This window comes from Fibrobacter sp. (genome assembly GCA_024398965.1).
Lineage (GTDB): Bacteria > Fibrobacterota > Fibrobacteria > Fibrobacterales > Fibrobacteraceae > Fibrobacter.
Map to the genome: position 1 here is coordinate 1 of JAKSIF010000013.1, position 13,417 is coordinate 13,417.

The window sequence follows — 13,417 nt, forward strand, 5'->3', positions numbered from 1 at the left end:
GTAAAAGAGTCACCGCAGAGGTTGGGTACGTTAAATCGCGGATTGCGATACCAGTTGGCGTAAGGTGAATTCTGCCCCCTTTCACGCAGGTCCTTGTAAGCGAAATGATGCCTGGAGGAATGATTCCAGACGGCGTCGAAAAACACGCTGAATCCGGCGTTGTGAAAGTCGCTAACCATGATTTTTAAATCATCGTCGTTTCCTAGGCGCGAGTCCAAATGGTACATGTCAGTCACGTCGTAGCCGTGGGTCTCGCTTTTAAAAATAGGCCCCAGCAGAATGGAGTCCACCCGCAAACTTTGCAAGTGAGGGATGAGGCTAGAGAGTTCGCGAATGTTTCGGTAGGGCGCGTGGTTTATGTTTGCTTTGGAATTGCCGCCGTCGGCGGTATTACGTAGTGCACCCAGCGGGAAAATGTGGTAAATGTGATTCGGCCTCATATAAACCTCCTTGAAAATTGTATATACCGTTCGGTATATTGCAAATATAGTATACCGATTGGTATATTTGCAAGGGGGTGGAGAAAAATTAAAGATGAATTACATGGGGGGCTGGTTTTTCGATTTGTTTATTTGTATATTTATGGACGAAAGAGTAATCCCCATGCGTGGGGCAAGTAAAACTCTCTGCTTGACGTCGTCGCCTTAGTTTATAACCTGGCGACAGGAACCCTATGGGGAGGCCGGCCCCTGATGATCAACGTAGGGCACCAAAGGCACAAAGTCAGGGAGAAATATGGCAACCTCTAGCATTACGCACAATTTCGTGTTTGACGCCGAAAGCACTCAGCGGTTCGCTGACCAGCTCGAAGCCGCCGAACGCGACGCCCAGAAACCCATTCCCCAAATCGCAAGATTTGTGACGGACCCCAAGGAAATCCTTGAACTGACTGCCAAGTTATTGGCAGATGCAAAATAGTTATTCAGTTACAAGTCTAAATTCCTATTTCAACAATAAAAATGGTGTTGATGAAGATCAATTGAAGGAAATTCTAAATTCCTTCAGTTCTCCTGTCAATCCAGATGTTGAACACTTTCTACAAAAGAATTCGATTCTTTTTACGAAAAAGAAACAGTCTATCTCGTATATTGTGAGCACAGGCGGACATCTTGTCGGCTATTTCGCTCTTGCGGTAAAGCCTGTCACTTTCTGTAACGAAGTTCTTAGCAAAACCGCCCAAAAGGTAGTTGAGCGTATCAGCAAGTACGATGCAAATACAAAAGAGTATAGCGCCAGCGGGTATCTCATTGCTCAGCTGGGAAAGAACTTTCGCATTGCGAAGGAACTGCAGATTCCCGGTTCGCACTTGTTGAACATTGCCATAAGCACGATTCAGCAGGCCCAAAACCTTGTGGGCGGAACCATCGTATTTCTGGAATGTGAAAGTCATCCGAAATTAATGAGCTTTTACGAGCAAAATTTATTTCGGCAATTTTCCTCAAGGATCACAGACAACTCAAACAACGAAGGTCTGGTACTAAACCAGATGTTCAGACTTATTTAAAAAAAGAACGATTATGAAAAATTCCAAGCTATTTTTTGGTCTCGGCAATCCCGAATTGAAATACAGAAATACAAGACATCAAATGGGCTGTAAAGTTCTTGATGCTTTCCGCATCAACTTTGAGACGCACCTCGTAGAACATGTAGAAGGACTGTACGATTTGTATGCATATGAACACTCTGTTGACGGAGAAAAGTGTGTTGACTATCTGTGCTATCCGTTAACAGGGATGAATTCTGCGGGCGATGTCTTGCCGGAACTTTCTAAGAAGTTGGGAATTGAAAATCCAGAACAGCTGATTGTCTTTTATGACGATATTCACTTGGAACCAGGATGCATTCGGGTCAAAAAAATGTCCGAGAATCATGGTGGACACAATGGTGTGAAATCGGTCCTGGAAAATTTTGGTCCCGGTTGGATTGCGTGTAAAATCGGTATAGGAAGCCCTGCCGATAAAAGCAAACTTTTGGAATGGGTCATTGGCCAAATGGACTTCAAGTGCTATGTAATATTAATTCACACATGCATCTTGTTTGTTCCTTTGATTGAGAACTTCAGAAGCTATGCTGATATGGCTGCAATCCAGTCTGCATTCAATGGCATGAGAATCGTTTGCGAAGATGAATCTACTTGTCCGCAATCTCAGAGCTGATGCTCATTATCGGGTTCAGCGGATCCGTGTCAATCAAGTCAAGGTGCTTCACCATGTGGAGGGTGCCTTGCTTGTACTTCTGGAAATGTTCCGAAGCGATGTGCTTTTTGTAGGCATCCTGGCTGGCGTAGATTTCAAGAATGTATAGAGCATTCTTGTCACGCTTAAGGCCCATGGGATACATGCAGATAACGCCCGGTTCCGTACGCATGCTGGTGGCGCCGACTTCAAGAGCCATGGCCATGTACTGGTCGTGATATTCCGGGTGAATCTCGATGTAGGACAGGCGAACGATGCGGTCGCTTTCAAAGGGCTGCTTTTTCACTTGACTAGTCTTTGCCATAGCCATTCCTGAAGCTAGAAGAAGCACGAAGAAAATTAGAAGTTTTTTCATATTCTCAAAATTCCTTTTTCAACCAGTCGGCGATTTTTGTTTCGCGGCTAGAGAAATCAGCAGCCTTTATAGAAAGGCTTGCGGTGAAGTTATTGCCAGGAAGCAAACGTTTGGCGTCGGCTTCAACACCGCTGATTCCGCTGGAATGGCTGCTGACAATAAGGCCCACTTTTTTATTTGCGAGTTCCTTGCTGTTTTTGAAAAGATAGGTCTGCATGGGAGCGGCCATGTGGCTCCACCAGAGAGGCGCAACGACGATCACCTCGCTGTAATTTGCGAAGCTTACTTCGGTGCTGACGGTGATAGCGGGGTAGCTGCTTTCGTCATCGGGATTCTTGTTGATGGCGTCAATAAGGGCGTCGCCGATGGCGTAATTGTTGGCGGCAAAATCTGCCTTTTCCACAGGAGAGATTTCCACCACATCGGCAGAAATCATTCCTGTCAAGGTTTCTACGATAGCCTTGCTGTTCCCGGTGAAGGAGTAGTAAGCGACTAGCATCTTTTCGGAAGCTACGATGCTCTCACTTGAACCTGCAACATCATTCTTTGCATTAGAACTGGAGTCGTCGCCGCAGGCGTTCAGAAAGAACGCCGCCGTCGCACTCAACAAGAACAGCAATTTTTTCATACCGCCTCAATTACGGAAGCTTGTTGTACACTTCGTCAACTACAGGTTCCAACCATTCGTTGCTGGCGTTTTCGCCAACGTGGGTGTGGTAAGTCAAGTGCTGGAACCAGGAATCCTTGGCGGCACCATGCCAGTGTTTCTTGCCTTCAGGAATGACCACGACAGAACCCGGTGTCAGTTCCTGAGGTTCCTTGCCTTCTTCCACATACCAGCCGCGGCCAGAAACGGCAATCAAGACCTGTACCTGATTGTGATGGATGTGCCAGTTGTTGCGGCAGCCCGGTTCAAACGTCACGTTGGTGGGGCCGCCATTTTCTGCGTCCATAGGGGCCAAGTAACTGTTGCCGATAAAGTACTTTGCGTAATTTACGTTAGGCATGCCGCGGGGCCACGGGGAATCTCCGCCGTACATGCCAGGAATTAACTTGGCATCCTGCAAAGTCATGGTAATGCTTTCCACCTGCTGATCCGTAAGGCCCGCCTTCTTTGCGCCCGCCTTGTGTGCAGCCAGCTGGGGGTGAACGCCATCCATGCCGCTGAGGGCCGCAACAGTCACCAGTTCGCGTTCCGGCATAGTCAAGTTGTCGCGGGCGAAAATGTCGCCAAACAAATGTGCCTTCAGGTAGTAATCCGTTGCAGGAACGAAAGTGTTGTTCACCTTGCCGAACAACTTCGTCTGAACTTCGGTACCTGCCTTCAGGGAGTTGTAATTCTTGGGCAGGGGAGAAGCGTCCTTGCCTTCGGCGGTCTTCTTGCCGGCGGCCTTGCGTTCATCCAGAACTTTCTGCAAAGTTCCGAGGGCGTTCAGGGAGCGCGGGAAACCGGTGTAGGCATAAAGCTGGGAAAGCGCTTCTTTCACCTGGCTTACGGTGAGTCCGTCATCCAGACCCTTGTCGATTGCCTTGCTAAGTTTTGCCAAGTCGCCCTTGGCTTCCAGGCAGGCGATAATGGCCATGTCCTGCTGCTGAACGGTAAGAACGTTTTTCATAATCTGTGCGTTTGTGGTGGTGGCCAGGGCGAGGGTGGCTACGGTTGTGATTATAGCATTTTTTAGTATATTCATGCCCATAATATAAGACCTAGAGTTTGCTCTAGGTCAAGAGGTTTATCTAAAAAAAGTGAAAAAATCTCACTGCTGGGCGAACTTTCGTAGTTTCCTTATTTTCGGCAAATAAGCTCTGCCGAAATCTAGTGCTCGAAAAGAATGCTCAACATCAGGTTTTTGTACAATCTGGTTGGACCCATGGTAAACGATCATATTGCCACCCCCTGCTTTTTCAAGAAGGTTTCGATGTCATTGACTACATATTCTGTGCTTTGGGTGTGCAAAACATCAAAGAACGGCACAATAAGATCCTTTATGCAGGAAGAATCATTCAACTTCCTGTACACATCTGACGGGAGCTTGTTCCACTTGTTGGCGCAAGCGTGAATCATGTAGATGGTAAATTCAAAGGATTCTTTATTCATTTTATGACCTATGGGATCGTGCTCTACTTAATATACATTTTTTCAAAGGGAATATTTTTGTAATCTTATGGGGATATAGTTCTCTTTTCTCTGTCCTTCACAATCTTTTTCATGTTTAGTGCGGCCCAGTTGATTAAATCCTGGAGGATGGGCAGCAAGGTATCGCCGCGTTTGGAAATTGAGTATTCAACGCGGGGCGGAACTTCTGGGTAGACTTTTCGATCAATGATGCCGTCGGCTTCCAGGGTCTTGAGGGTTGAGGTTAGCATTTTTTGTGAAATGTCTGGAATGCTACGCTGTAATTGATTGAATCTGCAAACGGGCTGTTGAGATAATGTGTAAAGTACCAGCATGGACCATTTATCCCCTATGCGGCTCAATATGTTCCGTATTGGGCAATTTGGAAAGTTGTCGTCTTTTAATATAATTTTAGACATAAATACTCTCTTTTTTATACTTACTCTATAAAAGTAATAAAATTTTTATTTGATAGCAATATCTTGAAAATTCTTGAATTTTGCAAAGGTTACTAAAAGGTAACTATGGCACTATTTTGTGCCTTCTTGTTTTTAGGAATGTTTGTTTTTAACTTATGGTCGCTTAAAAAGAGGAAGTCTCTAAAAGTAACCAATAAAAAAAAAGAGGTAACATCATGAAGAATTACGCAGTAAAAAACTTTAATGGCTGGAAGAATGTGGAAGGTAAGGTTTTCCTTGGCCAGGAACTTGCTATGACTGGTGCCGAGGCGTCCCTTCAGCGTCTTGCCGCTGGTGAAGATGCTCCGTTTTTCCATTCCCACAAAACTCACGAAGAAATCTATGTGATTATTTCTGGTAAGGGTGAGTATGAAGTGGACGGCGAAAAGTTTGCCGTTGGCGAAGGTAGCGTTGTCCGCGTAGCTCCAGCGGGTGTCCGTGCCCTGCGCAACACCTCTGATGCAGAAATGGTCATGATGTGCATTCAGTATGAAGCCATGCCGATTACCAGCTTTATGGATGACGCCAATATCATCAAATAGGGCGTTTTCTATAAATTTTTAGGGCAGAATTGCAAAAAACTGTTCTGTCCCTTGCTTTTTTGAGTCAATGTTCGTATATTTACGAACAGAGGCGAATATGGCTGAAAAAAAGTATTGTGAAGAAACCGAAAAGCTGGCAAGAATTGCCAAGGCTCTTGCTCACCCCGCAAGGATTGCCATTGTACAATTCCTGGCGAAGCAGGATACCTGCTACTTTGGGGACATTCACGAAGAGCTGCCTATTGCCAAGGCGACTGTCAGCCAGCATCTAAAGGAACTGAAAGATGCGGGCTTGATTCAGGGCGAGATTGAAGCGCCGAAGGTCAAGTACTGCATCGATCGTGAAAACTGGAAACTGGCGAAGACGCTTTTCAAGGATTTCTTCAATATGGAACTTTGTAAAAAGAAATCCTGTTGCAAGTAGTCGAAATCCCTGCAAAGCAGGGATAAATTTTTAACCTTATTGTTCGTAGTTCTACGAATAACGAACATAAAAAGCGAAACAATCCGCAAAGGAAATAAAATGAAAAACATCAAGATTCTTGTCAGTGAATGTAAATGCAACCAGTCCTTCGCCGATTCCGTAGAGCGAATCGTCAAGGAAATGGGAATCGAGGCGACCGTTACTCGTATTGACGATATCGTTCAGATGATTCCCTACAATATAATGTCTCTCCCTGCCTTGGTGGTAGATGAAAAGGTGGTGGTCAAGGGCAAAATCAACGATGACGAAATCCGCAAGGTGCTGGGTTTATTGAATTCTTGCAGCTGTGGAAATTGCGGGTAGTTTATGAAGAAAGTTTTCTTGTTTTTGCTGGCTTGTGCCACAATGGTTATTGCCCAAGGGCCTGCCGTAGATGTGCTTTACTTTCACGGAGCGCAGCGTTGCATTACTTGTCGTAGCATTGAAAAGCTAACAAAGGAAGTATTGCAGGAGAGTTTTGCGAAAGAATTGAAGTCTGGCAAGGTTACGTTTACGGTTGTTGATATTTCTGAACCGACTAGTGAAAAGATTGCCAAGGAATATAAGGTGACGTGGTCTTCTCTTTTCGTGAATAAGTGGGAGGGCGCTAACGAAAAACGCAATAACCTGACTCAGATGGGCTTTTCTTACGCAAAGAATCAGCCTGCCGAATTCAAGAAGCGTTTTAAGCAGGTAATGGATGACCTTCTTAAATAATCTTCTGGAAAGTAGCCAGCTGCCTTTTTTTACCGCAGTTATTTTAGGGTTGCTTACGGCGATTTCTCCTTGCCCGTTGCTAACCAATATTACGGCTGTAGGGTTCATTAGTAAAAAGGTGGATAAACCGCGCGCTGTATTTTTGCGAGGGCTTTTCTATGCGTTTGGTCGTGTTGTCAGCTACAGCGTTCTTGGGTTTATCCTAATTGCGGTTCTTCGTAAGGGCGGAGATGTTTTTGATATCCAAAATTTTGTAGGGCGGGCTGGCGAAACTGTACTTGGGCCGGTTCTTATTGTGATGGGCTTGTTCATGCTTTTGGGACATCTTTTGCCTTTGCCAAAATTTGGTTTCAAGGGTGTTGATGAATCAAAGTTCAATGGCCGATTGAACAGTGGGCTGGGCTCCTTTTTGCTGGGAATGCTTTTTGCGCTTGCCTTTTGCCCGACCAGTGGCATGCTTTACTTTGGAATGCTGATTCCCATGTCGATGGGGGCAACCGGTGGTTATTTTTTGCCGATTGCTTTTGGACTAGCCTCTTCGCTACCCATTTTGATCATCGCCTACATTTTGGCGTTTAGCATTAACCGGCTTGGTGTTGCTGTTGGAAAAATGAAACTTTTCCAAGTTTGGTTTAACCGAATCGTTGCGCTGCTTTTTATAGTGGCTGGAATCTTAAAAACTTTTATGGAGTTTTAACTATGAAAATTCTCGTTTTGTGTACAGGAAATCGTTGCCGCAGCCAAATGGCTCATGGCATTTTGCAGAATCTGGATTCTTCGTTGGTGGTGTGTTCCGCTGGCGTAACGCCCGCGCAGGAAGTACATCCCTTGGGCGTCAAGGTGATGGCGGAAATTGGCATTGATATTTCAAAGCATTTTCCGAAGCATGTGAATCAGTATTTGAATGAGCCTTGGGATTTTGTCATCACGGTTTGCGGTGGTGCGAAGGAATCTTGCCCGGTGTTCTTTGGGCAGGTTGGAGAGCGCTTGCACATTGGCTTTGACGATCCCGACGCCTTCAAGGGAACAGAAGAAGAAATCCTTCCCGAATTTCGTCGCGTTCGTGATGAAATCAAAATGAAGATGGAAGAATTTTACCTGACAAAAATCAAAAATTCCAAGGCGTAAAATCGCGAGGTTAAAATGATTCAGCAGTTTGCAGATTGGCTTATCTATGGCTTGTGTGGCCTGGATGCTGCGTCCCGTTTAGGGGCCGCGCTTAACTTCTTTGTTTACGATTCCATAAAGATTGTGCTATTGCTTTTTGCCATCAGTTTCTTGATGGGAATTGTGAACGCCTATTTTCCGGTGGAGCGACTTCGCAATTTCTTGACGACTCATAAGCTGTTTGGTTTGCAGTATTTGCTGGCGGCGCTTTTCGGGGCGATAACTCCTTTCTGTTCCTGCTCCAGCATTCCGCTGTTTATCGGCTTTGTGAAAGGCGGAATTCCTCTGGGAGTGACCTTTGCATTCTTGATTACTTCGCCCTTGGTCAATGAAGTTGCTGTGGCCATGCTTGCGGCGACATTTGGCTGGAAGGTGACGGTGATTTATGTGGCCAGCGGGATTTTGCTGGGAACTGTTTTGGGCGCGATTCTTGGTAAATTTAAATTGGAGAGATTGTTGAGTCCATGGGTGCGGCAGATTCAGGAAATGTCTATGCGAGCGGCTGCGAACTCTGATGTTACGCAAGCCGACTCCTTGCAAGCCAATGATGAAACTTCGCGATACTCCTTCTTCCAGCGCCTCCCAGGCATCGCACGTGGATCCTTGAACATTGTCCGCGGCGTAATCCTCTATGTAATTATCGGTATCGCCATTGGTGCGGCCATGCACGGCTATGTGCCTACAGGATTCTTTGAAAATTATCTTTCTTCGGAGCACTGGTACGCCGTTCCCCTGGCTGTGATTTTGGCGGTGCCCATGTATTCCAATGCGGCTGGCGTTGTGCCCATTATCGAAGTGCTGGTGGCAAAGGGCGTTGCCATTGGAACTGCGCTTTCCTTTATGATGGCGGTGGTGGGGCTTTCGCTCCCTGAGGCCATGATGCTAAAGAAAGTCATGTCCCTAAAGCTTCTGCTGATCTTCTTTGGAACAGTTGCCCTGAGCATCATTGTGCTTGGACTGTTGTTTAATGGGTTTGGGATATATGCAACAGATTGTTGTATATGGAAGAATTTTCTGAAAAATTTTCTATAAAAATTGCAATTTTAGTTCAAAAATCAAATTTTTGTTGCATAGAATTATTTGAAAAGTTGTTGCATAAGCCTATATTTTTAGGTGATGAAACCTATCGTTGAATACACCGATTTTCGAAAGTTCATGCTGGACTTCTATGAAGAGCAGAAATTGCGCCATGGGTTTACTTGGCGTGAGTTCTCCAAGAAGGCTGGATTTTCGTCGTCGTCCTACATGAAGGTGGTGTGCGACGGAAAGAGCAAACTGAGTCGAATCGGTGTGGAGCGCGCAGGCGAGGCCATGGGGCTTGTGGGTTTCGAGATGGATTACTTTAGGGCCATGGTGAAGTTTGGCCAGGAAGAAGACCAAGCGAAGAAAAAGCTTGCCTACGAAGAAATGGTTTCCATTGCAAGGCTTCATAAGGTGCGAGTCATTGACAGCGAACTTTTCGACTTTTATGAAAGCTGGAAAAATCCGGTGCTTCGCGAACTTGCTCCCATGATGCCGGGGGCGACGCCTGGAGAAATGGCGAAGAAATGTCTGCCGAAAGTTTCTGCGGAAGAAGTGCGAGAAACTCTTGCGTTTCTCACGAAGAATGGTTTCCTAAAAAAGATGTCGGACGATACTTTTGAACAGGCGGAAAAATCCATTACGGGCTCGCCGGAAGCGACGCGCCTGGCCATTCGCGGAATGCATTACAAGATGGCCTGCCTTGCGGCAAACTCGCTGGACTTGCCGAAGGAAGAGCGAAACTTTACTGGCGTCACCATGGGCGTTTCTAAAAATTCTTACGAGCGGATCGTGAAGGAACTGGATGAATGCCGCCGCAAGATTATTGCCATCGCTGCAGAAGATGAAAATATCGATCAGGTTTATCGCCTGAATCTGCAGTTGTTCCCGCTGACAAAGAACGCGAAGGAGAAGGATGATGAAAAATAAATTCATTTTGTCCGTGGCTAGTTTCATCGGATTGTCTGCGGGTCTGTTCTGCGCTTGTTCCGACAGCAGTTCTGTCGCAGGGACCGCAGAAGAACCGAACCAGATTGCCGTTGAAGATGTTTCTTCGTCTAGCATCCAGATTCCCGGTCAAGCCGGAGATGTCGTTGAGCCGCAATCATCTTCTTCTGTCATCCTGAGTTCTTCTTCCGTCATCCTCGACCCCGATCGAGGATCTAGCAGTTCCATTACACCTCCGAGCTCCGGAAGCGATGACGCTCCGGCAGTTGTTCCGCCAAGCAATGGCGTAGAGCCGAAGACTCTTGATAATTTCGTCAAGCAGTACGTCAACGATGTCAACACGAAGTTTGATGACAATGTTCTTGCTTATAACTTGGTATATGAAAAACAGTGTGGCGGAGCGTCGGATGATTGCGAAGATGCTACTCCTGTCTATTACGAATTGACTACGCCAGGTTTACACAAAGATATGGACATGTCCCATGTTGAAATGTTGTTCCCGAAGACAATAGATTATCTCGCAAAGACACCAAGCGTTGATGAATATTGTCCGTTCTACTTGTTGAACATTTCTCCTATTGGTATGGATGGCGGCTACACTCCAGAAACGGGATTTGTGCTAGCGAATATTGAAGGCGGTAAGTTGACTGTAATTGCACTTCGTTCACACACCTGCGAAAATACTGATAAATACAGAGTATTTGGAATTCTATTCCGTTACTGTGGGAATCTTTCGCTTGATTCTATAATTGAATTCATTGAACCCGATGGCAATTTTACGACGGAATGCAGGCCCGCAAATTCCATTGATGTTTCGTCGGAATGGGTGAACAAAAATTTATTGAGATAACACATGTCATTGCGAGCCTCGTAGAGGCGTGGCAATCTAAACAAAAAGGAAACTATGAATATCAAAAAATTTGTGCTAGGGCTTTCTACGACCCTGGCGGTTATAGGACTCGTTGCCTGCGGTGACGATAGTGCGAGTGCTTCAAATTCCGGCGAGGAATTGGAATCCTCCTCCAGTATCACGCAAAATGAGAATGATGTGTCCAGCAGCTCCATTGACGGAGCAAACTGCACTGACGAATTTTCAAATTGTGTGATGCCGGTTTCTTCTTCACTTGCAGAAGATGTAAGCTCCTCTAGCTCTGAACTGGATTGCATCGTGCTAGAACCAAACTCTTCCTCTAGCAGTTTTTTGATTCCCTCTTGCGGGCAAAACGTCACTTGGCAAGAAACATGCGTTGACACTGAATTTGAAGGAGAAGTATGCGACGCCATTGGCTGCGGGGCTCTGGATTGTTTTGAAAATCAAAAAGGATGGCATGCCTTAAGTTGTGATGGCGGCAGTGTCATGATTTGTGACGGAACTCGTTGGCAATATACCAATTGCGTTTTGCCGATAATCGGTTCGTCAAGTTCTTCTGTCGAAAATGCATCAAGTTCCTCTGCTTATGACCCTGCGGGAGCCAACGGCAAACCTTGCGAAATAGAAAGCGAAGAAAGATATGTGGGACCTTATGCATATGTATGCAGGGATGGTCAACTGACTTTCTCGGAAGATCTTTCTGACCCCTGTGACGCTGATAATGATTGCGGCTCCAGCGAGTATCCAGAAGGCTGGCAGAATGAACCTTGCTCCACTGAAGATGAAGTAAGATTGGATGAAACTTTTGAATACCGCTGCGTTGGTGGAAAATGGTCTATCCAAGGATACAATCCTAATCTTGTAGATCCTAATGCCGAACGTTGCAGAAGTAGCGAAATCGAAGGTTCTGCTTGCGATGTAAGTGGCGACCTTTCCCATATGTCAGTAAATGGTTGCGAGTTCTTCTGCTACGGCGGAAAGTGGGAATACACTCCGCCTCCAATGTAGCAGAATTAAGAAATCGCCACTTCGTACAATGCGTTCAATGCCTTTTCCAATTTCTTGGAAGACAAGGCGGAATAGTTGATGATGAATTGATGTTCGCTGGGGGTAGCCTCGGTGTAGTAATCCGAAAGGGCGCCGATGCGGACGCCCTTTTCTTCAGCCCGCTTGCAGAATTCTTCGTCGCTTAGGCGGGTCTGAATTCGCATAATGAAATGCAGGCCGGCGTTTTCTTCGGAGATTTCTACAAGGTGAGCTAGCTTGCTTTTGCTGATGGCATGGAGTAATGTATCGCGGCGACCGCGGTACAGATTGCGCATGCGGTTGATGTGCTTTTCGAAGGAGCCGTCGTCGATGAACTTTGCGAGAGCCAACTGTTCCAGCGTGGAAATGGTGCAGGCGTAGAAGGAAAATTCCTCGTGGAATTTTTTGGCCAGAGGCTTGGGCAACACCATGTAGCTGAAGCGGGCTGATGACGTGAGAGTCTTGGAGAAGGTGTTGATGTAAATGACCTTATCCATGACGTCGATGTTTTTCATGGCGGGAATGGGGGAACCCACCATACGAAATTCGCTGTCGTAGTCGTCTTCTACAATGTAGCGGTTGCTGGATTTTGCTGCCCAGCTCAATAGCTCGTATCGGCGGCTCACTGGCGTCACGATGCCTGAGGGAAAATGGTGGGATGGCGAAATGTGAATGACATCGGTGCAGGTTTCTTCCAGCTGGTCGATGATGACTCCGCTTGCATCCATAGGAATGAAGTTGCAGACCACATTCATCTTGCGGTAGATTTTTGAAATCTTGCTGTAGCCTGGATCTTCTACGCCGTATTTCTTGTCGAAACCTAAAAGTTGTACCAGCAGGCCGTACAAGTAATCTGTGCCTGCGCCCATGATGATTTGGCTGGGGTCCACATCCATGTTGCGGAAGCCACGCAGAAATTTTGCGATGGACTTACGAAGAGCCATGAGGCCGCCATACGGCGAAGGCTCCAGAAGTTCCTTCTGGTTTTCACAGATGATTTTTCGCATGTTTTTTGCCCAAGTGGAAAAGGGGAAACTTTCTGGATCCACTTGGTTGTTGACGAAATCGGCCAGATATTTTTTTGGGGACGCTGGCTTTCCAATGCTGTTTTTATAAAAATTACTGGACAGGTCCTCTGAAAAATTTTTTTGTGCTTCCCGGGACTGTTTTAGGTTGGCCTGAGTCGCGGATTGCAGGTGTCCAAAAGTTTTGCCGGTATCGATGGCAGAAACGAAGAATCCCTTGCGAGGCTCCGTGTAGATAAATCCTTCAGCCAGAAGCTGGGCGTAGGCGTTTTCCACCGTAATGACGCTGACGCCAAGATGTACCGCAAAAGGCCGCTTTGAAGGCAACTTTTCGTCGGCGGGGAGAACACCCGAAAGAATGTCCTTCTTGATACACTTATAGAGGTAGTGGTACAGGGAATCGGAATCCGTTTTCTTGATGTCGTAGCTGAGCATAATCTGACCTTAATCTGGACTTGTTAAAATAATAGAAAATTGAATATTTAAAAAGGTCAGCTTAAAACCTAATTTACCT

20 protein-coding genes are annotated in these 13,417 nt (G+C 46.1%); 13 read left to right on the forward strand and 7 right to left on the reverse strand.

All coding sequences use genetic code 11. From position 1 onward, the window contains the following. Positions 1–440, reverse strand: a 440-nt coding sequence (locus MJZ26_07040; protein MCQ2105531.1) for an alpha-amylase family glycosyl hydrolase, incomplete at its 3' end; no start/stop codon positions are given. A gap of 295 nt (positions 441–735) precedes the next feature. Between MJZ26_07040 and MJZ26_07045 the strand changes: the two genes are divergently transcribed. Genes MJZ26_07045 through pth form a run of 3 tightly spaced genes read left to right on the forward strand, consistent with a single transcriptional unit; the run spans position 736 to position 2,156 of the window. Further along, positions 736–918 (forward strand): hypothetical protein, encoded by a 183-nt coding sequence (locus MJZ26_07045; GenBank protein MCQ2105532.1) that lies wholly within the window; start codon positions 736–738, stop codon positions 916–918. Next, positions 908–1,504, forward strand: coding sequence for a GNAT family acetyltransferase (locus MJZ26_07050; protein MCQ2105533.1), 597 nt, complete (start codon positions 908–910; stop codon positions 1,502–1,504). The genes MJZ26_07045 and MJZ26_07050 overlap by 11 nt, the downstream gene beginning before the upstream one ends. Positions 1,505–1,517: 13 nt before the next feature. Next, positions 1,518–2,156, forward strand: coding sequence for an aminoacyl-tRNA hydrolase (gene pth / locus MJZ26_07055; GenBank protein MCQ2105534.1), 639 nt, complete (start codon positions 1,518–1,520; stop codon positions 2,154–2,156). On the opposite strand, the gene MJZ26_07060 is transcribed toward pth, so the two are convergent. From MJZ26_07060 to MJZ26_07080, 5 genes are all read right to left on the reverse strand, one after another. After that, positions 2,131–2,499, reverse strand: a complete 369-nt coding sequence (locus MJZ26_07060) for an antibiotic biosynthesis monooxygenase (protein MCQ2105535.1) — start codon at positions 2,497–2,499, stop codon at positions 2,131–2,133. The genes pth and MJZ26_07060 overlap by 26 nt on opposite strands. A gap of 55 nt (positions 2,500–2,554) precedes the next feature. Beyond that, positions 2,555–3,178 (reverse strand): hypothetical protein, encoded by a 624-nt coding sequence (locus MJZ26_07065; protein MCQ2105536.1) that lies wholly within the window; start codon positions 3,176–3,178, stop codon positions 2,555–2,557. 10 nt (positions 3,179–3,188) lie between these two features. Continuing rightward, positions 3,189–4,241, reverse strand: coding sequence for a carboxymuconolactone decarboxylase family protein (locus MJZ26_07070; GenBank protein ID MCQ2105537.1), 1,053 nt, complete (start codon positions 4,239–4,241; stop codon positions 3,189–3,191). 191 nt (positions 4,242–4,432) lie between these two features. Next, entirely contained in the window at positions 4,433–4,648 is a 216-nt protein-coding gene (locus MJZ26_07075) for a DUF3791 domain-containing protein (GenBank protein ID MCQ2105538.1), read from the reverse strand. 65 nt (positions 4,649–4,713) lie between these two features. Continuing rightward, positions 4,714–5,001 carry a helix-turn-helix transcriptional regulator gene (locus tag MJZ26_07080; protein ID MCQ2105539.1) on the reverse strand — a complete coding sequence of 96 codons (288 nt, stop codon included), beginning with the start codon at positions 4,999–5,001 and terminating at the stop codon, positions 4,714–4,716. A 299-nt stretch (positions 5,002–5,300) separates the two neighbouring features. On the opposite strand from MJZ26_07080, the gene MJZ26_07085 reads away from it, so the two are divergent. From MJZ26_07085 to MJZ26_07130, 10 genes are all read left to right on the forward strand, one after another. Further along, complete coding sequence (locus MJZ26_07085) at positions 5,301–5,666, forward strand: cupin domain-containing protein (GenBank protein MCQ2105540.1); 366 nt, start codon at positions 5,301–5,303, stop codon at positions 5,664–5,666. 97 nt (positions 5,667–5,763) lie between these two features. Then, positions 5,764–6,090: a metalloregulator ArsR/SmtB family transcription factor gene (locus MJZ26_07090; protein ID MCQ2105541.1), complete on the forward strand. Its 327-nt coding sequence runs from the start codon at positions 5,764–5,766 to the stop codon at positions 6,088–6,090. Between the two features lie 99 nt (positions 6,091–6,189). Continuing rightward, positions 6,190–6,453 (forward strand): thioredoxin family protein, encoded by a 264-nt coding sequence (locus tag MJZ26_07095; protein MCQ2105542.1) that lies wholly within the window; start codon positions 6,190–6,192, stop codon positions 6,451–6,453. A 3-nt stretch (positions 6,454–6,456) separates the two neighbouring features. Continuing rightward, positions 6,457–6,846: a nitrophenyl compound nitroreductase subunit ArsF family protein gene (locus tag MJZ26_07100; protein ID MCQ2105543.1), complete on the forward strand. Its 390-nt coding sequence runs from the start codon at positions 6,457–6,459 to the stop codon at positions 6,844–6,846. Further along, positions 6,830–7,543 carry an aromatic aminobenezylarsenical efflux permease ArsG family transporter gene (locus tag MJZ26_07105; GenBank protein MCQ2105544.1) on the forward strand — a complete coding sequence of 238 codons (714 nt, stop codon included), beginning with the start codon at positions 6,830–6,832 and terminating at the stop codon, positions 7,541–7,543. The genes MJZ26_07100 and MJZ26_07105 overlap by 17 nt, the downstream gene beginning before the upstream one ends. A gap of 2 nt (positions 7,544–7,545) precedes the next feature. Continuing rightward, positions 7,546–7,974, forward strand: a complete 429-nt coding sequence (locus MJZ26_07110) for an arsenate reductase ArsC (protein ID MCQ2105545.1) — start codon at positions 7,546–7,548, stop codon at positions 7,972–7,974. A 15-nt stretch (positions 7,975–7,989) separates the two neighbouring features. Next, positions 7,990–9,045 (forward strand): permease, encoded by a 1,056-nt coding sequence (locus MJZ26_07115; GenBank protein ID MCQ2105546.1) that lies wholly within the window; start codon positions 7,990–7,992, stop codon positions 9,043–9,045. A gap of 84 nt (positions 9,046–9,129) precedes the next feature. Then, positions 9,130–9,963 carry a TIGR02147 family protein gene (locus tag MJZ26_07120; GenBank protein MCQ2105547.1) on the forward strand — a complete coding sequence of 278 codons (834 nt, stop codon included), beginning with the start codon at positions 9,130–9,132 and terminating at the stop codon, positions 9,961–9,963. Next, positions 9,953–10,831: a hypothetical protein gene (locus MJZ26_07125; protein MCQ2105548.1), complete on the forward strand. Its 879-nt coding sequence runs from the start codon at positions 9,953–9,955 to the stop codon at positions 10,829–10,831. The genes MJZ26_07120 and MJZ26_07125 overlap by 11 nt, the downstream gene beginning before the upstream one ends. Before the next feature lie 54 nt (positions 10,832–10,885). Further along, positions 10,886–11,860, forward strand: a complete 975-nt coding sequence (locus tag MJZ26_07130) for a hypothetical protein (GenBank protein MCQ2105549.1) — start codon at positions 10,886–10,888, stop codon at positions 11,858–11,860. 5 nt (positions 11,861–11,865) lie between these two features. Here MJZ26_07130 and MJZ26_07135 read toward each other — a convergent pair whose 3' ends face one another. Next, entirely contained in the window at positions 11,866–13,338 is a 1,473-nt protein-coding gene (locus MJZ26_07135; protein MCQ2105550.1) for a PLP-dependent aminotransferase family protein, read from the reverse strand. Positions 13,339–13,417 lie beyond the last annotated feature (79 nt).